Source organism: Deltaproteobacteria bacterium, assembly GCA_016219225.1.
Taxonomy (GTDB): domain Bacteria; phylum Desulfobacterota; class RBG-13-43-22; order RBG-13-43-22; family RBG-13-43-22; genus RBG-13-43-22.
This window is the reverse complement of the sequence record JACRBX010000146.1, coordinates 1-21,875: the sequence shown is the minus strand read 5'-3', so window position 1 is coordinate 21,875 and position 21,875 is coordinate 1. Positions and strand designations below refer to the sequence as shown.

The window sequence follows — 21,875 nt, the reverse complement described above, 5'->3', positions numbered from 1 at the left end:
CCGCACTGATAAGGCGGCTTCGGTGAGAGTTTTGTTAGCTAACAAGCTAAGAAAACGAATGGCATCGAAGAGGTTTGATTTACCCACACCGTTCGCTCCAGCCACACACGTAAAAGGACCGAAACGGACGTCTACATTCATTAAGTTCTTAAAACCATTGACTTTCAATCGAAGAAGCATTTTGATATGTCCTCATCTTAAGGCTTTTGTATGACCACGCCCTTCTATTTGTATCCCGCCAGGTGGCCGACGGTGGAAACAATCGTCCTTGCTCCTGACATGAGAAGAGAGGCGAGTATCATGGTATCCATTGTCGGAATCCCCAGTCCAGAAGAATAATAGTAGACCTTTAAGCGGTCTTTATTTTTAAAGGGCGAATACGTTGAATCTCCATTAGAAAATGGGCTTCTGCTTCCCAAAGATCTACGGCCCGTTGGACATTCAGCCAAAACTCCGGGCTATTTCCGAATAAACGAGATAAGCGTATGGCCATCGGTGGAGAAATGGCCCGGAACGGATCGACCGTGAAGTCTTTATAGGAATCTTCCGTGCTCAATTGAAACCCGATCTTGGAATAAACCGCGGAGATTCGGTGTAACGGCTTGTTATCATACTTATTTTACTAGCTTTTTAATGAATTCAGCGGCGTCATTTAAGGTCATGTCGTACAATTCGATCGCTTCATCCTCGTCAAGGTCTATTGCAAATGTCCTTTCAGTTTTTCGTAAATAGACCTGGGTTGATTCTTCATCATGATAACGTCGGGGATCAGCCAGATGCGGACGTCCTTGCCCGCCGATTGGGTTGGGCCCCGGCGTTCAAGTAAGCCGCTGTGCGGCAGAATCCTTTCTTTGTTCCTTCCTAAAATATTACCTCGGAAGCCATTTAATAGAACGTTAATATCCTAATTTAAATATGATACTTCAAAATCCCCCTCTTGGGAAGGGTAAATCTTTTTTATGAAGAAAGGAGAGGTTGTAAAAAGAAACGTTCTCCACTTGATTCAGAAAATAGTTACAGGAGGGGGAAATGGGTAAATGATAAAGCAAACCACGGAAAGTTCGTTTAGAGGTTCTCGGGGAAATGGATGTCTGTGAAGGGGAGTTAAGTCCAGCTTTCTGGGGGGACATCTCATGGGTCAGGGAACCAGGTGCGCTCTTCTATCGCACGTAGACTGGGACTTGATATCGGCGGACTTTTACCCGTTGACAGGTACGTCGAGGGAGTTGTTGAAATGATGCTCGATGCCACCGGGCATTACGCCGATCCGTTGACTGAAGAACGTCTATTTGCCTGGCACTCCGCTCTGTTCCCAACCGGGCGCTGTGGTATGACGAAAATCGTGGTCGGCGGCTTGCGTGACGCTAAATCCGACCCCATGCAAGTGGTTTCCGGCCCAATCGGCAGGGAGAAGGTGCATTATCAGGCCCCTGAGGCTAAGCGTGTTCCCAGGGAAATGCGCGCTTTCCTGAAATGGTTTAATGGTTCCCAATCTATAGATCCGGTACTGACGGCAGGTCTGGCGCATCTCTGGTTTGTGACGATTCATCCTTTTGAGGACGGCAACGGCCGGATTGCCCGGGCGATTGCCGATATGGCGCTGGCGCGTTCGGAAAATAGCCGGCAGCGTTTTTATAGCCTGTCGGCGCAAGTTCGCCTGGAGCGAAACGCCAGTTATGCCTTAGCGGACCCATGGACGAGGTGAGGGCCCTCCATCCGGACTCGGCCCTGTTCCCGGCGAATCCCAATCCTGATCTCAGCAGGGGTGGGTAGTAGCGCCAAATCGTTTGGCTCGTGGCATCGGTATTCTGCTTAGAGGCACCTTTTCAGGGGTAAAAAGGTTCGTTTAAGGCCCTTTTTCTCTATCCGTTTTGATATAATCGACTAAAAATTCAATCAGTTCGTCTGGTACGACCCCCATATACCCATATAGCATATACCCATATAGCATATAGATCCCCATCTAGCCATCTAAACCATCTATTCCAAAATATTCTTATCTGCGTTTCGCGGCAATCGGCAGGGCACGGACGCGAAGACGGGCTTGTTCGAAGACTACAACGCTTCCCTGATTCAAGGCTTCCTCGATAGCCACGAGATTGTTTTGGAGGAGGGTCACCTGGTTTTCAGGCCGTCGTTCTGATCCACGTCGAAATAGAATAACAGAGGGCTTACTTTCCTGACCGAGGGCTAATAGTGTAGGGAAATCCGTATCAGCCGAAACAAGGATACGATCTTCAACTGAGGCTAAAGAGAAAATTTCTTCATCCGATGCCGCCTGGCTGCATTCCCAAGTCCCGGACATGGACGGCATCATGTCCCAGCCGAATGAGGGCCTTAGCCACCACCGGGGACAGGGCGTTATCGATTAAAAACTTCATGAGGCCTTTAATAATGGCAGTTCCCTTTCCCGAACCGCTTCAGCAGCATACCGCAAGGCCTCCTGGATATCGCCCGGTTCAAGGTCAGGGTAGGCTTCCAGTATTTCATCTTCCTTCATACCGTCGGCCAACATTCCGACAATGGTGGCAACTGGGATTCGAAGTCCCCGCAGGCAGGGTATCCCTCCCATTTGATGCGGATTGACCGTAACGCGTTTAAATTCCATGCTGGACCTCCAGTGAATAATCCACCAGATAATAATTTTATGCTGTAATATATCATAGACTTCTCGATTAATCCATGTGGAATTTTTGGGCAAATTGTAGGGGGGCATTATGTCTATGTCTCAGGTTTTAATAAAGTGGGTCCAGTTGGAGTTACCTGGGGGAATAAAAAGCAAATGACCTGGAAATATTTCGATAAGTATTGCGACGAGATCTTCGCTATCGTCGATAATAAAGATCGATGGCTTCCGGAGAGCATGAACCTATTTTGGTGGGGGTCCAAACCTGCAGCGCATAATCATCCCTTCAATCCACCGAATCCTTGTCTAACAATCATCTCGGGAAAATTGTTTGGTCTGCAAGACCTTCTTCATTTTTCCCAATTCTTGAACATGGCCTCCTCCAGGGCTTCGGGACTGTGCACAAATATGCGAGCAGCAACGAACGGGTAGCGAGTATCAAGGTAGGGTTGCCGGATGCGGGTTTGAAAGATGGCAAAATAGGATACTGAATTTTTTGGTGGTCCCAACGGGGTTCGAACCCGTGTTACCGGCGTGAGAGGCCGGTGTCCTAGGCCACTAGACGATGGGACCATAAAAAGAAAGAATTCAGAATTCAGGAATCAGTATCCAGAAAAAAATCTTCTGAAAAGATTGCTTTAAAATCAGACAGGCGTAACAGGAGTTATCTATTTTTTACCCAGGCTCCGATGACGCTACGGAACCTTGTTCCGTTACAAACCTGCTCCAACTGGTTGTAAAAATTGGCTGGGGGACAGGGATTCGAACCCCGATAGGTAGATCCAGAGTCTACAGTCTTGCCGTTAGACGATCCCCCAGTCGGAAAAAACGTTCGGCGTGAAGCGTTCGGCGTTCGTCGATGTCTGAATTTCATGTTTTGCGGACATCGACGAAAACTTTAATACGATAAAATATGGTTTAAAAAAAATCAAGAAGTTTGTAACCCTTTTATAAAATTCACGGCCTGGTTTAAACGTTTCATGGTCCTTTCCGGGCCCATGGCCTCCATGACCTCGAAAAGTCCCGGACTGGCTGTCTTGCCGGTCAGGGCCAGACGGATGGGCGGGGCCATTTGTTTCATGGTGACCCCGGTTTCAGCGATTACCTGGCTAAAGGTGGCTTCCAGGGCGGCCGAGGTCCATTCAGAAAGGGCCGACAAACGGCCGGTTAATGCCTCCAACAGGGGAAGGCCTTCTGAAGAAAAGAATTTTTTAACCGCTTCGGGCTGATAGGTCATCTCCTCCTGAAGATAAAAATCCGTTGCTTCGGCCATCTCGACCAGGGTTTTAGACCGCTTTTTTAAAGTGCCGGCGCATCGGGCCAAATAGTCCAAATCCGGCCCCGGGAATCCTCTTTTTTCGATAAAAGGGGCCAGCAAGGTTGCCAACTCCCGGTCATTAGATTCTTTGATATAATGGCTGTTGAGCCAAAGAAGTTTTTCCTGGTTGAAGACACCGGCCGATTTTCCCACCTGGTCGATGGAAAATTTGGCGATCATCTCTTCCCGGCTGAAGATTTCTTCATCGCCGTGGGCCCATCCCAATCGAACCAGATAGTTGATTAATGCCTGGGGTAAATAACCCATGTCTTTATAGGCCAGTACCGAGGTGGCCCCGTGGCGTTTACTGAGACGGGTCTTGTCCGGCCCCAGGATCATGGGGACATGGGCAAAGAAGGGCAGGGGCCGGCCCAGGGCCTGATAGATCTGGATCTGCCGGGGGGTGTTGTTGATATGATCGTCTCCCCGGATGATGTGGGTGATCTCCATGGTGATATCGTCAACAACCACCGCCAGATGGTAAGTGGGTGTGCCGTCGCCCCGGGCCAGAATGAGATCGTCCAATTCTTCATTGGGAAAGACTATGGGACCCCGTATCAGGTCATTAAAAGAGGTGGTTCCGGTCCTTGGGTTCTTCAGGCGGACGACGGTTTGGGGCCCAGGGCCTAAACCCTTTTCCCGGCAAGTCCCGTCATATTTGGGTTTCCGGCCTTCGGCCCTGGCGTTTTCCCTTTTCTTTTCCAATAGTTCCTTGGAGCAGTCACAATAATAGGCCTTGCCTTGGGCCAGGAGTTCCGAAATAAATTGACGATAGATCTCAGTCCGGTTAGACTGGAAATAAGGTCCTTCATCCCAATTAAGGCCCAACCATTCCAGACCTTCCAGAATGGCCCGGGTGGCTTCATCGGTAGAGCGGGCCTGATCCGTGTCTTCAATCCGGAGGATAAAAACCCCGCCCTGCTGCCGGGCAAAAAGCCAATTAAAAAGGGCGGTTCTGGCCCCGCCGATATGAAGATACCCGGTTGGACTGGGTGGAAAGCGTGTTCGTATTTTAACCATGACCGGTTATCTATCATACTTTTTCTCCAAAGGCAACACCCAGGCGAATTTACTTGACAAAAATAATATTTTTACTATAGTTAACAGTTTATTTTGTCAATGGTAAGGAACCCTTACCATTATTGTTTGGAAAAATGAAACAGATTAAAGTAGATAGCATTCCGGCTGAGGGGCTTTTGGTTGATTTCCTTTTAGAACCGGCCTGGTTAAAGGAAATATCCGAAGAAAGACCTCTCGGTTTTGTCCCCTCCGGACCTTTGGAATGCCAGGGGGCATTAACCAGGACCGGACAGGGCATTTTGTTTCGAGGAACGATCAGGGGAAAAATTCGGTTTGAATGCAGCCGGTGTCTGGAACTTTTCCTGAGAGCCTTGGATGAACCGGTAGGGGCGGAATGGCGTTTGCTTTCGGCCCCTTTAAAACCATCGGAAAAAGAGGGGACCTCTCAAATAGAAGATCTTGAAACCGGCCTGATCAAAGAGGGGGTTTTGGACCTGCAGGAAAGGATTTTGGAAGAGGTGATCTTGACCATTCCCATACAGCCTCTGTGCCGGGAAACTTGCCTTGGTCTCTGCCCGATTTGCGGGGAGAACAAAAATATCAATCCCTGCAATTGCAAATCCAAAGAGGGGGACAGCCCTTTTTCGGCCTTGAAAAACTTGAAAATATGAAATGTCCGAATGGAACAGCCCATTAAGATAGACGATATGTTGGGATCCATCGGTTTTAATTGGAGGAAAATACAATGGCTTTACCTAAGAGAAGACATTCCCGTGCCCGTAAGGGAAAACGAAGGGCTCACGATGCCCTGACAGCTCCTTCGTTGTCTCGGTGTCCTCAATGTCATGAACCTAAGCTACCCCATTTCGCTTGTCCTTCCTGCGGGACCTATCGGGGTCGCCAGGTCACGATCCTTGAGGAAGAAAAATCCTAACAGCCTATTTTACAGAACTGAGTAGCGGATAGGACGATTTGGAACCCATTAAGATAGCCGTTGATGCTATGGGTGGAGACCAAGCCCCTGCTGTGGTAGTTAAAGGGGCGGTCCTGGCCACCAAGGAATTGAGGATACCCTTGACCTTGGTGGGAAACCAGGATCTTATTGCCAGGGAACTGGCCGGATTGACCTATAATCCGGATCTGATTACCATCCATCATTGCACAGAAGTGGCCGGGATGGGCGAATCCCCTATCGATGTCATTCGAAGAAAAAAAGATGCTTCCATTCGGGTGGCCTTGGACCTGGTTAAAAACGGACAGGCTCAGGGTGTGGTAAGCGCCGGGAATTCAGGGGCGACCATGGCCCTGGGAGTGGTCATACTGGGAAAGCTGCCCGGAGTGGAACGGCCGGCCTTAGGCGCAATTCTTCCTTCCCATAACACACCGACTTTATTGATCGATGTGGGGGCCAATGTGGATTGTAACGCCAATCAACTGGTTCAATTTGCCATTATGGCGGTTCCTCTGGTCAAATATATTCTGAAACGTCCGAATCCAAGAGTGGGTATCTTAAGCATTGGAGAAGAAGAATCCAAAGGAAATGAACTGGTTCGCCAAACTGCGGAAATTTTAAAAAAAACCCCTTTGAATTTCATCGGCAATGTGGAAGGCCGAGATATTTTTAGCGGTAAGGTGGATGTTGTGGTCTGTGATGGATTTGTCGGCAATATCTGCCTCAAGTTGAGCGAAGGGCTGGTCGAAACCATGGGAACTATGTTAAAAGAGGAAATCCGGTCAGGTCTGGGTTCCAAAATGGGATTTCTCTTGCTGAAACCGGCCTTCGAGCGATTTTCAAAAAAGCTGGACTATGCCGAAATCGGCGGGGTTCCTCTTTTGGGTGTTAATGGCGTGGTGGTGATCAGCCACGGGGCCTCCAACCCGCGGGCTATCATGAACGCTATCCGGGTGGCAGCGCAGACCGTTCAAAACCGGATCAATGAACATGTCCTGGAAGGTCTGCAGCTTTACGAATCCTATTATCGTAAATTAAAACCCCATAAGTTTTGGGATACCCTTAAGAGGAAAATCGGGACGTAACCCCTTTTTAAGCTTAAAGCTCAAGGCTGAAAGCTCAAAGTAAAAACAAAAAGCTAATCAAAGCTATTTGAGATTGAATCAGAATTGCCATGTTAGAATCTAAATAGGGAAAGGGTTGGATATGGATTATTTTCTTACCGAAGAACAGCAGATGATCAAGGAGATAGCTCGAAAGATTGCCGAGGAGAAAATCAAGCCGGTCCGGGCCGAATTGGATGAAAAAGAGGTTTTTCCCCGGGATTTGTTAAAGGTGATCGCTCAATCCGACCTCTTTGGAGTCTGTATCCCCCAGGAGTATGGCGGGTTTGGAGGAGGCTCTTTTGAAAACTGCCTGGCGGTGGAAGAATTAAGCCGGGGATGTTTGGGGGTTTGCACCAGTTTCGCGGCCAGTGGGTTGGGGGCCTATCCGATTCTTCTTTATGGGAGTGAAGAACAGAAAAAAAAATATCTCCCGGAGATCGCCAGCGGACAGAAGCTGGCGGCCTTTGCCCTGACCGAATCTACTGCCGGCAGCGATGCCGGCGGGATCATGACTACGGCCGAATTGAAAGGTGACGAATATATCCTCAATGGGACTAAGCAGTGGATTACCAATGCCGGTGAAGCGGACATTTATTCAGTAATCGTCATCACCGATCGCAGTAAAGGACCCCGTGGGGCCAGCGCCTTTATTGTGGAAAAAGGGGATCCGGGTTTCGGTTTCGGAAAAAAGGAAAGTAAGATGGGGATCCGGGCCTCGACCACAGGAGAGCTTATTTTTAACCAGTGCCGTATTCCCAAAGATCGAATCATTGCCCGGGAAGGGATGGGATTTGTTGTGGCTATGAAGACCTTTGATATGTCCCGTCCGGGAGTGGGTGCCCAGGGAGTAGGTTTGGCCCAGGGGGCATTGGAAGAGGCCGTTCGGTTCGCCAGAACCCGGATGCAGTTCGGAAAACCGATTATCGCCTTTCAGGCCGTCCAACACATGCTGGCCGATATGGCCACCTTTACCGAAGCGGCCCGGGCCCTGGTCTATTCCACGGCCCGATTTGTGGACAGCGGGGCCAAGGATGTCTCCAAGGCCTCGGCCATGGCCAAGGTCTTTGCCAGTGATGTGGCTATGAAGGTGACTACCGATGCCGTTCAGGTCTTTGGGGGTACCGGATATATGAGGGATTACCCGGTTGAAAAAATGATGCGCGATGCCAAGATCCTCCAGATCTTTGAGGGCACCAATCAGGTCCAAAGGAATATCATCGGCCAGGAACTCAATAAAGAAGGGGGCCGGAAAAAATAATTTCGGAATTCGGATTTCGGAATTCGGAGTGAGGCATGCATAATTAAGGAAGTACCAAAACTCCGCAATCCGCAATCCGCAATCCGCAATCGAATTATGCATATCATCGTTTGTATAAAACAGGTTCCGGATACCAGACAGGTCCGGCTGGATGAAAAGACCCACACCTTGATTCGAGAAGGGGTGGAAAGCATCATCAATCCTTATGATATGTATGCCCTGGAAGCAGGGCTGCGCCTGAAGGACCAGTTCGGCGGGAAGGTTACGGTCTGTTCCATGGGCCCCCCCCAGGCCGAATCCTCTTTACGGGAAGCTATCTCTTACGGGGCCGACGAGGCGGTTTTGCTTTCCGACCGGGCCTTTGCCGGGGCCGATACCTGGGCTACTTCCTATACCCTGGCCAAAGGAATTGAAAAGATCGGTCCCTTTGATGTGATCCTTTGCGGAAAGCAGGCCGTGGACGGCGATACGGCCCAGGTAGGACCGGGCATTGCCGAACGGCTGTCCCTGCCCTATGTGACCTGGGTGCGGAAGATCGAAGAGATCCAGGACGGGCGGATGATTGTCCAGCGGTTGATGGACGATGGCTATGACCGGCTGGAGCTGCCCTTACCGGCCCTGCTTACTGTGGTCAAGGAAATTAACGAACCCCGGGTACCTTCTTTAAAAGGAAAAATGCGGGCCAAAACCCAGAAGATCGCGGTTTATGGTGTAAAAGATTTAGAGGCGGATCCGGAAAGGGTGGGCTTGCAGGGATCAGCTACCCAGGTGGTTCGGGTTTTCCCTCCGCCCAGACTCAAAGAAAGGGAGTGGATCCAGGGGACGGCCAGGGAGCAGACCGGGGTATTGTTGGAAAAGTTGAGCCAGGCCAAATTGATTGTGGGAAATTAACGGGTGATGCTGGATGCTGGATAAACCCTTCATTTCAGTTTACTTGATGGTATAGGAATTTTCTTTTTGGACGCAGATCGACGCAGATTGACAAGATTTCGAATATAAAGAATAACTATCTGCATATCAGAAAAAAAATTCTCAGAGCAATTCATAGAAACGATGAGCCTACAAACCCGGATTGATTTAGAAAAATGTATCGGCTGTGAAATTTGCGTCTCGGCCTGCCCTTTTGGTGCCCTGGAAATGAGGGAGGGAAAGGCCTATGCCAACGACCAGTGTACTTTGTGCGGGGCCTGTGCCGAGGAGTGCCCGGAAGGGGCCATTTTCGTTCCTTCCCTGGAAGAAGGCCAAAGTTCGGGTGAATACAGCGGGGTTATGATCTATGCCGAACAGCGGCTTGGGAAAGTGGCTGAAGTGGCCTATGAATTGCTGCACAAGGGGCGGGAACTGGCCGATATCCTGAAGGTGTCCCTTTCAGCGGCCCTGATCGGGAAGGATCTTTCCGCCCCGGCCCGGAGTCTGATTGAATCCGGAGCGGATCAGGTGTATGTGGCCGATCATCGTTCTTTAGAAGGGTTTACCGATGAACTCTACGGAGAGGTCCTGACCCGGATCATCCGGACCTGCCGGCCGGAAATCCTCCTGGCCGGCGCCACTTCCATCGGCCGCTCTTTTATCCCCAAGGTGGCCACCCAGATCGGGACCGGCCTGACGGCCGATTGTACGGAATTATCCATCGATCCCGAAAAACGGCTCCTGCTTCAAACCCGTCCGGCTTTCGGCGGGAACATTATGGCCACGATTATCTGTCCTCAGAAGAGGCCCCAGATGGCCACGGTAAGATCCAAGGTCATGAAGAAAGGCCATGCGCAACCCGGACGTTCCGGAGAGATTATCCCGGTGGATTTGGATTGGTCTCAGATCCATTGTAAAACGAAATTGTTGGAGATTGTGGAAGAAATTTCTGAGAAAGTTCGATTGGCTGAAGCCGATGTGATTGTCTCCGGAGGGAGGGGCCTGCAGGAAGAGAAGCATTTTTCCCTGATCAGGGAGTTGGCCGAATTGCTCAATGCTGCGGTTGGAGCTTCCCGGGGGGCTGTAGATTCCGGTTGGATTTCCTATGCCCACCAGGTGGGGCAGACCGGGAAGACCGTGGCTCCGAAACTGTATATCGCCATCGGGATTTCCGGGGCGGTCCAACATCTGGTCGGGATGCAGTCCTCGGACACCATTGTGGCCATCAATACCGATCCCCATGCCCCCATCTTTGATGTGGCCTCTTATGGTATTGTGGGCGATCTTTTCGAGGTCGTTCCGGAAATAATCAGGCAGTTGAAAGAGAGAATGTGCAATAACTGAGAATGCCGTTACTGGGATACTGGATACTTGATGGATTCGTTAAAAGTAATCGAAACCTAATTATCGTCATTCCCATGAAAACGGGAATCCAGTCGGTGGAGAGTTTGATTCGATCCGGTATCCAGCATCTTTAAAAAAAGGAAGCCATCATGAATGAAGACCAACGCGTTATCTTAATCACCGGGGCCTCACGGGGCATCGGTCGGGCTATTGCCCTGCATTTGGCTGGACCGGGTGTGGTGTTGCTTTTGAACCATTATGATCCCGATCCGGCCATGGCCGAACAGACCCTGAGAGAGGTGGAGGCCAAAGGGGCCAGGGTAAAGATCTGTTATTTCAATGTGGCCGACTTCCAGGAAGTGCAATCGCAAACCGATGGCTTGCTTAAGGAATGGGGCCGCATAGACGTTTTGATCAATAACGCCGGGATTACCCGGGATACCCTGCTGATGCGGATGAAAGAAGAAGATTGGGACCGGGTGATAACCATCAACCTGAAGGGGGTTTTTAATTGTACCCAGGCGGTAATCCGTTCCATGATCAAAAATAAATCGGGGAAAATTGTCAATGTCGCTTCAGTAGTCGGCGCAACCGGCAATGCCGGCCAGGCCAATTATGCCGCTTCCAAGGCCGGGGTCATGGGCTTTACCAAATCGGTGGCCAAAGAAGTGGCCGCCCGGGGCATCCAGGTCAATGCCATCGCCCCGGGATTTATCGATACGGAAATGACCGCCGTCCTTTCGGAACAGGTGCGCCAGGATTTTTTGAAGACCATCCCCATGGGACGGAGCGGACAACCCGAAGAGGTGGCCGAACTGGTGGTCTTTTTGGTTTCCCGGGCCTCGGATTATATTACCGGCCAGGTAATCCATATCAACGGCGGGATGTATATGTAAGACTCGAATTCAGGAGTCAGAATTCAGGATCCAGAAGGAAAGGATTTTATTCTGACTATTGGCTCCTGGATTCCGGGTTCTTTTTTAACTGGACAGATTGCTTTTTGCAGTTTATTTATGGTTGCCTGGAGGCAACGGACAGGGACGAAAGATAACCATGAAGACCAAAAGGCTGACAGCCCAAGCTGACAGCAGATTTTTTCTAAGGAAGAGGAAATTAGGAAAGGAGGGTAATAACCCATGAGTATTGAAGAAAGAGTAAAGGCCATTATTTGCGAGCAGTTGAGTGTGGCTTCGGAGGATGTGGTTGCTCAGGCATCTTTTGTGGATGACCTCGGAGCGGATTCCTTGGACCTGGTGGAGATGATTATGGCCATGGAGGAGGCCTTTAATATTTCTATAGCCGATGAGGATGCCGAAAAGATCAAAACCGTCCAGGATGCTATTGATTATGTTAAAGCCCACACCCAATAACAAGGGTTGATTCCTTCTCAATGGGAGGTGAGGTTTTGAAAAAAAGAGTCGTTATTACTGGCCTGGGTCTGGTCACCCCCCTCGGAGTCGGGGTTAAGGAAACCTGGGAAAATCTTTGCCAGGGCAAATCGGGGATCGGCCCGATCACCCGCTTCGATTCCGGCAAATTCCGTACCCGCATCGCCGGGGAAGTCAAGGGCTTTAAGGCCGAAGAGTTTATGCCCCAGAAATTGATCAAGCGGCTGGATGTCTTTGTTCATTACGCCCTGGGTGCGGCCCGGATGGCCATGGAACAATCGGGCCTGAAAATTACTCCGGACCTGGCCCCTTGGGTCGGAGTAGTGACCGGCTGTGGCCTGGGAGGGCTCCGGACTATCGAAGATACGCATACTGTTTTACTTTCCCGCGGTCCGGATCGGATCAGCCCTTTTTTTATTCCCATGTTGATCGCCAATATGGCCCCGGGCCAGATCGCCATTGAATATGGGGCCAAGGGCCCTAATCTATCGGTCGAAACGGCCTGTGCGGCCGGCAACCATGCCATAGGCGATTCCTTTAAACTGATTCAAAGAGGGGCGGCCAAGGCCATGATCTGCGGCGGGGTTGAAGCCGTAGTCACCCCTTTGGCCGTGGGTGGATTTAATGCCATGCGGGCCCTTTCCACCCGTAATGAGGAGCCGGAAAAGGCCTCCCGCCCCTTTGACAAGGACCGGGATGGATTTGTCATAGCCGAAGGAAGCGGTATCATGATCCTGGAGGATTTGGAGTTTGCTCTGGAACGGGGCGCAAAGATCCTGGGTGAAATCGTCGGCTATGGATTGACCGGGGATGCCTATCACATGACGGCCCCGGCGCCGGACGGGGATGGGGCCATCCGCTGCATGCAGATGGCCCTGGATGATGCCGGGTTGAAACCCGGGGAGATTGACTATATCAATGCCCATGGGACCTCGACGGATTTAAACGATGCAGCCGAGACCTTGGCCATTAAGACCGTCTTTAAAGAGCACAGCTATAAATTAGCCGTCAGTTCCACCAAGTCCATGACCGGACATTTGCTGGGTGGTGCCGGAGGAGTGGAATCGGTTTTTTCGGTCCTGACCATCCAGGAAGGCCTTATCCCGCCAACGATGAATTTAGATACGCCGGATCCCCACTGCGACCTGGATTATGTGCCCAATCAATCACGAAAGGCCGTGGTCCATACGGCCATGACGAATTCTTTCGGCTTTGGAGGGACCAACGCTGTTTTGGTCTTTAAAAAATATGCCTAACTCAAGGAAAAAGATAGATCTGATGATCGGCGTCGATCATGCCGGATTCGAGTTAAAAGAAGAACTCCTGAAGGTTCTTTCGGCCAAAGGTTTACGATGGGAAGATGCCGGGACCTTTGATAATGAATCGGTGGATTATCCGGATTTTGCCTTTAAGGTGGCCCAGGCCGTTTCTTCCGGCCGGGCGGCTTTAGGCCTCTTGATCTGCGGAACAGGGATCGGTATGTCCATAGCGGCTAACCGGGTGGCCGGGGTGCGGGCCGCTCTTTGCAATGATCTTTTTACGGCCCGGATGGCCAGGGCCCATAACAATGCCAATATTCTGACTATGGGCAGTCGGGTAGTGGGACCGGGTTTGGCCCAGGCTATTTTGCAGACCTTCCTGGAAACCCCTTTTGAAAAAGGAAGGCATTTGAGAAGGATTAAAAAACTGGAGGGGGGCTGCTCGTGATCAAGGGAATCGGAAAAGGCGAGGCCTCTCTTCGGGCTGTAGATCCAGAAGTTGCCCGGGCACTGCAAGGGGAACTCAAACGGCAAACTGAAAAGTTGGAACTCATTGCCTCGGAGAATTTTGTCAGCCGGGCAGTTTTGGAAGCCCAGGCCAGCGTCTTGACCAACAAATACGCCGAGGGATATCCGGAAAAACGATATTATGGCGGATGTCAATACGCCGATCAGGTAGAAACCCTGGCCATAGAACGGGCCCGCCGGATCTTTAAAGCCGATTTTGTCAATGTTCAGCCCCACTCCGGGTCTCAGGCGAATATGGCTGTTTTGTTTGCGGCCCTTCAACCCGGGCAGGGGATTCTCAGTATGGATCTGGTCCATGGCGGTCATCTGACCCATGGCAGTCCGGCCAGTTTTTCCGGAAGATTCTATAAGATTTATTCCTATGGAGTGGATCGGGAAACCCAGCGGATCAACTACCAGCAGGTGGCTGACCTGGCCCGGCTGTACCGACCCCGACTAATTATCGCCGGCGCCAGTGCTTATACCAGAATCATTGATTTTGAGGCCTTTTCAAGAATCGCCAAAGAAGTCGGGGCCTATCTGATGGTAGATATGGCCCACATTGCCGGATTGATAGCCGCAAATCTACATCCGTCACCGGTTCCCCATGCCGATTTTATTACCTCCACTACCCATAAAACCTTAAGAGGACCTCGAGGCGGTTTGATCCTGGGCAAAGCCGAATACAGTAAGATGCTGAACAATCAGATTTTTCCCGGAATCCAGGGCGGGCCCATGATGCATACTATCGCGGCCAAGGCCGTAGCCTTTAAAGAGGCCTTGAGTCCGGCCTTTAATGCTTATCAGGAGCAGATAAAGGCCAACGCCAGCAAACTGGCCGGTGAGTTGATGGAAAAAGGATTCAAGCTGGTTTCCAATGGAACCGATAATCATATGATCCTGATGGATGTCAGTTTTAGCGGATTGACGGGGATGGAGGCCGAAAAGGCCTTAGATTTCGCTGGAATCACGGTTAATAAAAACAGCATTCCCTTTGAGACCAAGAGTCCCCAGATTACCAGCGGAATCCGCATCGGGACTCCCGCCATTACGACCCGGGGTATGAAAGAATCCGAGATGGTCCAGGTGGCTGAATTTATCGCCCGGGTTCTAAATCAGATCGGAAATCAAGATCTCCTTAAGCGCACTCTAAAAGAGGTCCGGGAATTTTGCCGGGGTTTTCCCCTCTTTCCTCTGATTGGGTAATAAAGGGGCGAAAGCGATCCTTTCGCCGGATTTTGTTTAGAGGTCATCCATGCAAAGTTCCCACCGGCCTCCATGGCCGATTTATTTTATGGATATCGCCGATCTGGTGGCCCGCCGGTCGACTTGTCTGCGGCGCCAGGTAGGAGCGGTGGCTGTAAAAGATAAAAGGATCCTGGCCACCGGATATAATGGGGCACCCTCCGGTATTCCCCATTGTCTGGAGGTGGGGTGCTTAAGGGAACAGGAAGGAATTCCCTCCGGAGAAAGGCATGAATTATGCCGGGGCATTCATGCCGAGCAGAATGTCATTATCCAGGCGGCTTATCATGGTGTACCGATCCAGGGGGGGACCCTTTATTGTACCAACCTGCCCTGCGCCATCTGTTCCAAGATGTTGATCAATGCCGGGATAAAGGAAATATACTATCGGGAAGGTTATGCCGACTTCCTTTCCGAGGAGTTACTGAAAGCTGCCGGTGTCCCGGTGATCCAACTGGCTCTCCATTACACCAACCCCTGAAGGGACTCTATTTATGAAATGTCCTTATTGTAGTTCCTTTAACAACAAAGTGGTTGATTCAAGGCTCAGTAAGGAAGGAGTCTTGATCCGTAGACGGCGGGAATGCAATGCCTGTCAACGGCGGTTTACAACCTATGAGAAAGTGGAGGAAATTCATCCGGTAGTCATCAAAAAAGATGGACGGAGGGAGCCTTTTCAGCGGGAAAAGATCTCCGAAGGGATCGAGCGGGCCTGTCAGAAACGACCGATCAGCGTTGAGGCCATCGAGGAATTTATCGATGCCCTGGAGCAGTCCTTTCAAGACTCGGGCCGGAAGGAAATTTCAACCACGGAAATCGGGGAAAGGGTCATGGCCAAGCTCCATGAGTGGGACGATGTAGCTTATGTGCGTTTTGCCTCGGTCTACCGCCAATTTAAGGATCCGGGTGATTTTGTCCAGGAATTGAAAGAACTGTTGGAGAGTCGCCGCAAAAAGGAAACCAAAAACAAAAAAAAATAACCTATAGCTCAAAGCCCAAGGCTCAAAGAAAAAGGGAGTTGCTTTGAACTTCCAGTTTTTCCTTCTTGAAACTTGCATCTTGAGACTTGAAACTGTATTTTTGCACTAAATAACCGTGCCGTCTGAAACCGATATCCATTATATGAAAATGGCCCTGCGTTTGGCCCGAAAAGGATCGGGCCGGACCTCTCCCAACCCCATGGTCGGGGCCGTGGTAGTCCGGAAGGGGGTTGTCGTAGGCCAGGGATTTCATCAAAGAGCCGGCGGCCCTCATGCTGAACGAATTGCCCTTGAAGAGGCCGGGGACAGAGCCAGAGGAGGAACCCTTTATCTCAATCTGGAACCTTGTAACCATTTCGGCCGGACCCCGCCCTGCTCCCCGTTGATCCTCGAAAGAGGGATTAAAAAAGTAGTCTTTGGAATGATCGACCCCAATCCGCAAGTTCAAGGGGGGGGAGGCGACTGGCTTCGTTCCCAGGGGGTTGAAATAGTACAAGGGGTCCTGGAGCAGGAATGCCGGCGTTTGAATGAATTTTTTATCAAGTGGATCATCACCGGCCTGCCGTTTGTCATCATAAAAGCAGCGGTAAGCCTCGATGGCCGGATTGCCACCCGGACCGGCGATTCAAAATGGATCAGCAATGAACGTTCCCGGCTTCTGGTCCATCGATTGCGAAATGAGGTCGACGGGGTCCTGGTGGGTGTCGGTACGGTGATGAAAGATGATCCTTTGCTGACCGTAAGGTTGCCAAAAGGAAAGATCAAGGATCCTCTCCGGATCGTCGTCGATCCGCGGTTGCGACTTTCCAATAAAAGTCAAATCCTGAACGACCCTGATAAGACTCTGATTGTTACAGGGGACCAGGTGCCTTTCGGCAAAAAAAAAGGATTCCTTTCCAAAGGAGTGGACATCCTTTCTTTACCGGAGCAGGAAGGGCGGATCTCTATTAAAGATCTCCTGACCGACCTGGGCCGGAGAGGCCTGATCAGCCTCTTGGTAGAAGGCGGGGCCGAGGTCTATGGTTCTTTTTTGAGCGAAAGGCAGGTAGATAAATTGATTCTGTTTGTCGCCCCTTTGCTTATCGGTGGCCAAAAGGCCAAAGGGATGATCGGCGGTCAAGGAGTGGCCTCGATAACCGAGGCCCTTCGTTTTAAAGAAATGAAGGTTAAATCCCTGGCCGGGGATATTTTAGTAGAAGCCTATCCGGAAAAGTGAGATAATAGAAACAGGCGAGAGGATAGTTGCTCGTTACTGGTTGCCCGTTACTGGATAAACTGCCTGAAAATTATACCATTCTTTGTCGTTATCCAGCATCTCTTTTTGTTTTTATCCTGTTTCCAGTATCCAGGGACGAGCCGCCAGCAACCAGTATCAGGTATTTAACCCAGTAACCCGCAACGAGGAACGAGTAACAGGTCTTGCATGTTCACCGGATTGGTTGAAGGACAAGGGGAAATTGTCAGGATTGAAAAAAAAGGGAATAAAGCCCTCTTATGGATTAAACCGGATTTCCTTTTGGAAGAAAAAAAGTTAGGGGAAAGCATTTCGGTAAACGGTGTCTGTTTGACGGCTGCGGCCTGGAAAGGAGAGATATTTTCCGTCGATGTCTCTGAAGAAACTTTGAGGCGCTCCAATCTGGGCCGGCTTAAGAGCGGGAATCAGGTGAATTTGGAAAGGGCCTTGAAACTTTCCGACCGCCTGGGCGGACACTGGGTCACCGGCCATATCGATGGAACCGGCCGGATTGAACACAAAAAAATGCAGGAAAATTTTTTTTTGTTGACTATATCCTATCCGAAGGCCTTAAGTCCTTTTATTATCGAAAAAGGCTCCATTGCGGTCGATGGGATCAGTTTAACTGTAAACCGGGCCGGAGAAGGGACCTTCGACCTGACCATTATCCCGCATACGGCCAACCAGACTACCCTGAACCGAAAGAAAGTCGGGGAGGAGGTTAATCTGGAAACCGATCTGATCGGGAAATATGTTTTTCAGTTTTTATCCCGCCGGAAAGAAGGCCCACCCGAACCGAGACCGGGGATGGATGAGGGCTTTTTGCGGGAACATGGGTTTTTATAAAAGAAGTGGTCAGCTTCCAGCCATCAGCATTCACCAAAAGAAAAAAAACTAACCGCTGATGGCTGATAGCTTTAAAAGGAGTTTTGTATGCCAGTTTCAACAATAGAAGAAGCCCTGGAGGATATCCGGGCCGGCAAAATGGTCATCCTGGTGGACGATGAAGACCGGGAAAATGAAGGCGATCTGACCATGGCCGCTGAAAAAATCACCCCTGAGGCCATCAATTTTATGGCCAGATTCGGGAGAGGGCTTATCTGCTTGTCCTTGACTCCGGAAAGGGTGGAACAACTGCAATTACCGATGATGGTGCGGAATAATACCTCCTCCTTCAAAACGGCCTTCACGATATCCATTGAGGCTCGTAAAGGGGTAACCACCGGGATTTCCGCGGCCGACCGGGCCACCACCATCTTAACCGCCATAGCCGACCCGGCCCAACCGGAGGACTTGGTCAGTCCGGGGCATATCTTTCCTTTGCGGGCCCGGGGAGGCGGGGTCCTGGTTCGAACCGGGCAAACCGAAGGTTCTGTCGATCTGTCCCGTTTAGCCGGCTTGAAGCCCTACGGGGTCATCTGTGAGATCATGAAAGATGATGGAACCATGGCCCGTATGTCCGATCTGGAAGAATTCTCCAAGGCCCATGATCTAAAGATCATTACCATCAAGGATCTGATTGAATATCGTTTCCGGAATGAATCGTTTGTACACCGGCAGGCCGAAACGATTCTGCCCACCCCTTACGGCATCTTCAGGGCTATTGTTTTTGAAAACGATGTGGATGAACACCAGCATCTGGCTTTGGTTAAGGGAGAAATAAGCCCTAAAAAAGATATTCTGGTCCGGGTCCATTCCGAGTGCCTGACCGGCGATGTCTTCGGTTCTCTCCGTTGCGATTGTGGAGAACAACTCAAGGCGGCCTTGAAAAAAATCGAAAAAGAAGGGTGCGGGGTGTTGTTATATATCCATCAGGAAGGTCGTGGGATAGGATTGGTTAACAAGCTCAGGGCCTATATGCTTCAGGATCAGGGGAAAGATACCGTGGAGGCCAATGAGGCCCTGGGATTTAAGGCCGACCTCCGGGATTATGGTATCGGTGCCCAGATCCTGGCCGACCTGGGGGTTCGAAAAATGAGATTGATGACCAATAATCCTAAGAAAATTATCGGATTGGAGGGATACGGCATCCAGGTCACCGAGCGGGTTTCCATTGAAATTCCTCCTAAAAAGGAGAACATTAATTACCTGAAAACCAAACGGCAGAAAATGGGCCACTTGCTCGATTTGGCCCCTAAGGCCGTGGAAGCGGGGAAAGCTTAAAAAAACAAGATACTGGTTGCTGGTTGCTGGATACTTGTTAAAACCAACCTTCCCCCCGGGGACACCACGAAACAGGAAAATTGTTTTCGCCGAACGCCGAACGACGAACGGTATTTTCGAACTAAAAGGAGGACGGCCGATGGCCAGGATATTCGAAGGAAAATTGCAGGCGGAAGGGATGCGATTCGCCATAGTGGTGAGCCGTTTTAACGACTTTATCGGCGAACACCTGGTCGGAGGGGCACTGGATGCCCTGAATCGGAACGGGGCCAGAGAAGAAGATGTCGCCATATTCAAAGTACCGGGGGCCTTTGAAATCCCCCTGGTGGCCAAGCAATTGGCCTTACAAAAAAACTATGATGCCATCATCTGTCTGGGGGCGGTAATCCGCGGGGCGACCCCCCATTTTGAGTATGTCAGTGCCGAAGTTTCCAAGGGTATAGCCAATGCCTCCCTGGAAACCGGTATCCCCATGGCCTTCGGGGTAATCACCACCGAAAACCTGGAACAGGCTATTGAACGGGCCGGTTCGAAAGCCGGCAATAAGGGGTGGAGTTCAGCCATAGCGGCTATCGAGATGGTGGATTTGCTCCGGAAGATTCGGGGATGACCCCATGCCGGCAGTCAAAGCAGAGGAGGGTGATTTAAATGTTCCGGCGGTCTCGAAGACGCCTTCAACGGGAAGTCGACGAAAATCGCGGGAGGCAGCCCTGCAGGCCCTTTTCTTAATCGAGATGAATCCCCAAAACTCTCTTGAGCATTCCTTGAAGATTTTCCTGGAAAATTTCCCCGTTAAAGAAGGGTCCCGTCCCTTTTTTTTACGGCTGGTCGAGGGGGTTTGGGGACATAAGACCGAAATCGACCTGCTGATTCAAAGACATTCGGAAAACTGGCGGCTGGAACGCATGTCCAGGGTGGATTGCAATATTTTGAGGATAGCCGTTTTTGAGCTGACCCATTGCGACGATATTCCTCCCAGGGTGGCCATAAATGAGGCCATTGATCTGGGAAAACATTTCGGCACCGATGAATCCGGGGCCTTTATCAACGGCATTTTGGACAGCATATTTTTGGACCGCTATGGAAAAACGAGTCCGGAGGAAATGCGGGAAGAAAAGTAAGCCGGGAATGATGGACCTATGAAAGAAAAGTATACCCCCCATAGTATCGAGATTAAATGGCAGGCCTGCTGGGAAAAGGACAAGGCCTTTCGGGTGACCGAGGGTCCTGAACGTCAGAAATATTATCTTCTGGAAATGTTTCCTTACCCTTCGGGGAGGATCCACATGGGCCATGTGCGTAATTACACCATCGGCGACGTGGTGGCCCGTTATAAACGGATGAAAGGCTACAATGTGCTGCATCCCATGGGCTGGGATGCCTTCGGCATGCCGGCTGAAAATGCGGCCATAGCCCGCAAAATTCACCCGGCCCGTTGGACCTATGACAATATCGATTATATGAAGACCCAACTCAAGCGTTTGGGCTTCAGTTATGACTGGGATCGTGAATTAGCCACTTGTGCCCCGGAGTATTATAAATGGGAACAGCTCTTTTTCTTGAAGATGTGGGAGAAGGGCCTGGCCTATCGCCGCCGTTCTCTGGTCAACTGGTGCCCCCGCTGCCAAACCGTTCTGGCCAATGAGCAGGTGGTGGGCGATGGACAATGCTGGCGTTGCGATCATCCGGTTGAAGGCAAGGAATTGGAACAATGGTTCTTCCGGATCACCCACTATGCCGAAGAACTGTTGGAGTGGTGCGAAAAATTGCCGGGCTGGCCGGAAAAGGTCCTGACCATGCAGCGCAACTGGATTGGGAAAAGCTTTGGAACGGAAATTGATTTTCCCCTGGAAGACGGTTCCGGAGCCTTGACCGTCTTTACCACCCGCCCGGATACCCTTTACGGGGCCACCTTTATGAGCTTGGCCGTGGAACACCCCTTGATTCCGAGTCTCTGCCGGAACACCCCCCAGGAAGAGCCGGTTAAGGCCTTTGTGGAAAAGGTCCGGGGGTTGAACCGCCGGCCTGGTTTCGAAGCCGAACTGGAGAAGGAAGGGGTATTTACCGGGGCTTATTGCCTGAATCCCCTTACCCGGGAGAAGATGCCGATATTCGTGGCCAATTTTGTCCTGATGGAATACGGCACCGGGGCGGTTATGGCCGTACCGACCCATGATCAACGGGATTTTGAATTTGCCGCCAAATATGGGTTGCCTCTCAGGGTGGTGGTCCAGCCGGAAGGGGGTCCTCTCCTGACCCCTCAGACCATGACCAAAGCCTATGAAGGGCCGGGGAAACTGGTCAACTCCGGGGAGTTCGACGGCCAGGACCATGAAGAGGCCAAAAAATCCATCACCAGGTTTTTAGAGACCAGAGGACAAGGTCGTGAAAAAATTCAGTACCGTTTGCGGGATTGGGGAGTTTCCCGACAGCGATACTGGGGGGCGCCGATACCGATGATTTATTGTGACCGATGCGGCATCGTCCCGGTTCCGGAAAAAGACTTGCCGGTCCTGCTGCCCTTGGATGCCGAGATAACCCCGGCCGGCGGATCCCCCCTGCCTTT

24 protein-coding genes, 2 tRNA genes and 1 pseudogene are annotated in these 21,875 nt (G+C 50.9%); 20 read left to right on the top strand and 7 right to left on the bottom strand.

What is annotated here, in order from left to right; all coding sequences use genetic code 11:
• Both HY879_12510 and HY879_12505 read right to left on the bottom strand, forming a co-directional pair.
• On the bottom strand, positions 1–180 hold a 180-nt coding region (locus tag HY879_12510), incomplete at its 3' end, for an AAA family ATPase (GenBank protein ID MBI5604166.1).
• Positions 181–349: 169 nt separating this feature from the next.
• Positions 350–589 (bottom strand): HigA family addiction module antidote protein, encoded by a 240-nt coding sequence (locus tag HY879_12505; GenBank protein ID MBI5604165.1) that lies wholly within the window; start codon positions 587–589, stop codon positions 350–352.
• 645 nt (positions 590–1,234) lie between these two features.
• Between HY879_12505 and HY879_12500 the strand changes: the two genes are divergently transcribed.
• Positions 1,235–1,705, top strand: coding sequence for a Fic family protein (locus HY879_12500; protein ID MBI5604164.1), 471 nt, complete (start codon positions 1,235–1,237; stop codon positions 1,703–1,705).
• A gap of 291 nt (positions 1,706–1,996) precedes the next feature.
• On the opposite strand, the pseudogene HY879_12495 reads toward HY879_12500, so the two are convergent.
• From HY879_12495 to gltX, 5 genes and pseudogenes are all read right to left on the bottom strand, one after another.
• Positions 1,997–2,381, bottom strand: a pseudogene (locus tag HY879_12495) (DUF5615 family PIN-like protein).
• Positions 2,378–2,608: a DUF433 domain-containing protein gene (locus tag HY879_12490; protein MBI5604163.1), complete on the bottom strand. Its 231-nt coding sequence runs from the start codon at positions 2,606–2,608 to the stop codon at positions 2,378–2,380. Before HY879_12490 ends, HY879_12495 begins: the two are co-directional and overlap by 4 nt.
• 515 nt (positions 2,609–3,123) lie before the next feature.
• Positions 3,124–3,199, bottom strand: a tRNA-Glu gene (locus HY879_12485).
• Between the two features lie 171 nt (positions 3,200–3,370).
• Positions 3,371–3,444: transfer RNA gene (locus HY879_12480), tRNA-Gln, on the bottom strand.
• Between the two features lie 110 nt (positions 3,445–3,554).
• Positions 3,555–4,964 carry a glutamate--tRNA ligase gene (gene gltX, locus HY879_12475; protein ID MBI5604162.1) on the bottom strand — a complete coding sequence of 470 codons (1,410 nt, stop codon included), beginning with the start codon at positions 4,962–4,964 and terminating at the stop codon, positions 3,555–3,557.
• 134 nt (positions 4,965–5,098) lie between these two features.
• Between gltX and HY879_12470 the strand changes: the two genes are divergently transcribed.
• The 19 genes from HY879_12470 to HY879_12380 form a co-directional block, all read left to right on the top strand.
• The gene (locus tag HY879_12470) at positions 5,099–5,635 is read left to right on the top strand and encodes a DUF177 domain-containing protein (protein ID MBI5604161.1); all 537 of its coding nucleotides are present in this window, start codon (positions 5,099–5,101) and stop codon (positions 5,633–5,635) included.
• Positions 5,636–5,709: 74 nt separating this feature from the next.
• The gene (gene rpmF / locus HY879_12465) at positions 5,710–5,898 is read left to right on the top strand and encodes a 50S ribosomal protein L32 (GenBank protein ID MBI5604160.1); all 189 of its coding nucleotides are present in this window, start codon (positions 5,710–5,712) and stop codon (positions 5,896–5,898) included.
• 47 nt (positions 5,899–5,945) lie between these two features.
• Entirely contained in the window at positions 5,946–7,001 is a 1,056-nt protein-coding gene (gene plsX, locus HY879_12460; GenBank protein MBI5604159.1) for a phosphate acyltransferase PlsX, read from the top strand.
• A gap of 121 nt (positions 7,002–7,122) precedes the next feature.
• Complete coding sequence (locus tag HY879_12455; protein ID MBI5604158.1) at positions 7,123–8,280, top strand: acyl-CoA dehydrogenase family protein; 1,158 nt, start codon at positions 7,123–7,125, stop codon at positions 8,278–8,280.
• Positions 8,281–8,376: 96 nt separating this feature from the next.
• Complete coding sequence (locus HY879_12450) at positions 8,377–9,171, top strand: electron transfer flavoprotein subunit beta/FixA family protein (GenBank protein ID MBI5604157.1); 795 nt, start codon at positions 8,377–8,379, stop codon at positions 9,169–9,171.
• Between the two features lie 162 nt (positions 9,172–9,333).
• Entirely contained in the window at positions 9,334–10,533 is a 1,200-nt protein-coding gene (locus tag HY879_12445; GenBank protein ID MBI5604156.1) for an electron transfer flavoprotein subunit alpha, read from the top strand.
• A gap of 149 nt (positions 10,534–10,682) precedes the next feature.
• Entirely contained in the window at positions 10,683–11,429 is a 747-nt protein-coding gene (gene fabG / locus HY879_12440; protein ID MBI5604155.1) for a 3-oxoacyl-[acyl-carrier-protein] reductase, read from the top strand.
• A 240-nt stretch (positions 11,430–11,669) separates the two neighbouring features.
• Entirely contained in the window at positions 11,670–11,903 is a 234-nt protein-coding gene (gene acpP, locus HY879_12435; protein ID MBI5604154.1) for an acyl carrier protein, read from the top strand.
• Between the two features lie 20 nt (positions 11,904–11,923).
• The gene (gene fabF / locus HY879_12430) at positions 11,924–13,177 is read left to right on the top strand and encodes a beta-ketoacyl-ACP synthase II (GenBank protein ID MBI5604153.1); all 1,254 of its coding nucleotides are present in this window, start codon (positions 11,924–11,926) and stop codon (positions 13,175–13,177) included.
• 13 nt (positions 13,178–13,190) lie between these two features.
• A complete protein-coding gene (gene rpiB, locus HY879_12425; GenBank protein ID MBI5604152.1) occupies positions 13,191–13,628 on the top strand; it encodes a ribose 5-phosphate isomerase B in 438 nt (145 codons plus the stop codon).
• 8 nt (positions 13,629–13,636) lie between these two features.
• Positions 13,637–14,893 carry a serine hydroxymethyltransferase gene (locus HY879_12420; protein MBI5604151.1) on the top strand — a complete coding sequence of 419 codons (1,257 nt, stop codon included), beginning with the start codon at positions 13,637–13,639 and terminating at the stop codon, positions 14,891–14,893.
• 49 nt (positions 14,894–14,942) lie between these two features.
• Positions 14,943–15,413, top strand: coding sequence for a cytidine/deoxycytidylate deaminase family protein (locus HY879_12415; protein ID MBI5604150.1), 471 nt, complete (start codon positions 14,943–14,945; stop codon positions 15,411–15,413).
• A 13-nt stretch (positions 15,414–15,426) separates the two neighbouring features.
• Positions 15,427–15,912: a transcriptional repressor NrdR gene (gene nrdR, locus HY879_12410; protein MBI5604149.1), complete on the top strand. Its 486-nt coding sequence runs from the start codon at positions 15,427–15,429 to the stop codon at positions 15,910–15,912.
• A 142-nt stretch (positions 15,913–16,054) separates the two neighbouring features.
• Positions 16,055–17,128: a bifunctional diaminohydroxyphosphoribosylaminopyrimidine deaminase/5-amino-6-(5-phosphoribosylamino)uracil reductase RibD gene (gene ribD / locus HY879_12405; protein MBI5604148.1), complete on the top strand. Its 1,074-nt coding sequence runs from the start codon at positions 16,055–16,057 to the stop codon at positions 17,126–17,128.
• Between the two features lie 207 nt (positions 17,129–17,335).
• A complete protein-coding gene (locus HY879_12400; protein MBI5604147.1) occupies positions 17,336–17,992 on the top strand; it encodes a riboflavin synthase in 657 nt (218 codons plus the stop codon).
• Between the two features lie 87 nt (positions 17,993–18,079).
• Entirely contained in the window at positions 18,080–19,309 is a 1,230-nt protein-coding gene (locus HY879_12395; protein ID MBI5604146.1) for a bifunctional 3,4-dihydroxy-2-butanone-4-phosphate synthase/GTP cyclohydrolase II, read from the top strand.
• A 139-nt stretch (positions 19,310–19,448) separates the two neighbouring features.
• Positions 19,449–19,919, top strand: coding sequence for a 6,7-dimethyl-8-ribityllumazine synthase (locus tag HY879_12390; GenBank protein MBI5604145.1), 471 nt, complete (start codon positions 19,449–19,451; stop codon positions 19,917–19,919).
• Between the two features lie 4 nt (positions 19,920–19,923).
• Positions 19,924–20,430, top strand: a complete 507-nt coding sequence (gene nusB, locus HY879_12385; GenBank protein ID MBI5604144.1) for a transcription antitermination factor NusB — start codon at positions 19,924–19,926, stop codon at positions 20,428–20,430.
• An 18-nt stretch (positions 20,431–20,448) separates the two neighbouring features.
• Positions 20,449–21,875, top strand: a 1,427-nt coding sequence (locus tag HY879_12380; GenBank protein ID MBI5604143.1) for a leucine--tRNA ligase, incomplete at its 3' end; no start/stop codon positions are given.

Bases quoted from the DNA above. Each gene is read 5' to 3' on its own strand.
- HY879_12450 (MBI5604157.1), top strand. From the start codon at position 8,377: ATGCATATCATCGTTTGTATAAAACAGGTTCCGGATACCAGACAGGTC.
- fabG (MBI5604155.1), top strand. From the start codon at position 10,683: ATGAATGAAGACCAACGCGTTATCTTAATCACCGGGGCCTCACGGGGC.
- ribD (MBI5604148.1), top strand. From the start codon at position 16,055: ATGAAAATGGCCCTGCGTTTGGCCCGAAAAGGATCGGGCCGGACCTCT.
- fabF (MBI5604153.1), top strand. From the start codon at position 11,924: ATGGGAGGTGAGGTTTTGAAAAAAAGAGTCGTTATTACTGGCCTGGGT.
- gltX (MBI5604162.1), bottom strand. From the start codon at position 4,964: ATGGTTAAAATACGAACACGCTTTCCACCCAGTCCAACCGGGTATCTT.
- HY879_12390 (MBI5604145.1), top strand. From the start codon at position 19,449: ATGGCCAGGATATTCGAAGGAAAATTGCAGGCGGAAGGGATGCGATTC.
- HY879_12500 (MBI5604164.1), top strand. From the start codon at position 1,235: ATGATGCTCGATGCCACCGGGCATTACGCCGATCCGTTGACTGAAGAA.
- rpmF (MBI5604160.1), top strand. From the start codon at position 5,710: ATGGCTTTACCTAAGAGAAGACATTCCCGTGCCCGTAAGGGAAAACGA.
- nrdR (MBI5604149.1), top strand. From the start codon at position 15,427: ATGAAATGTCCTTATTGTAGTTCCTTTAACAACAAAGTGGTTGATTCA.
- HY879_12400 (MBI5604147.1), top strand. From the start codon at position 17,336: ATGTTCACCGGATTGGTTGAAGGACAAGGGGAAATTGTCAGGATTGAA.
- HY879_12415 (MBI5604150.1), top strand. From the start codon at position 14,943: ATGCAAAGTTCCCACCGGCCTCCATGGCCGATTTATTTTATGGATATC.
- HY879_12470 (MBI5604161.1), top strand. From the start codon at position 5,099: ATGAAACAGATTAAAGTAGATAGCATTCCGGCTGAGGGGCTTTTGGTT.
- acpP (MBI5604154.1), top strand. From the start codon at position 11,670: ATGAGTATTGAAGAAAGAGTAAAGGCCATTATTTGCGAGCAGTTGAGT.
- HY879_12445 (MBI5604156.1), top strand. From the start codon at position 9,334: ATGAGCCTACAAACCCGGATTGATTTAGAAAAATGTATCGGCTGTGAA.
- HY879_12395 (MBI5604146.1), top strand. From the start codon at position 18,080: ATGCCAGTTTCAACAATAGAAGAAGCCCTGGAGGATATCCGGGCCGGC.
- HY879_12455 (MBI5604158.1), top strand. From the start codon at position 7,123: ATGGATTATTTTCTTACCGAAGAACAGCAGATGATCAAGGAGATAGCT.
- nusB (MBI5604144.1), top strand. From the start codon at position 19,924: ATGCCGGCAGTCAAAGCAGAGGAGGGTGATTTAAATGTTCCGGCGGTC.
- HY879_12490 (MBI5604163.1), bottom strand. From the start codon at position 2,608: ATGGAATTTAAACGCGTTACGGTCAATCCGCATCAAATGGGAGGGATA.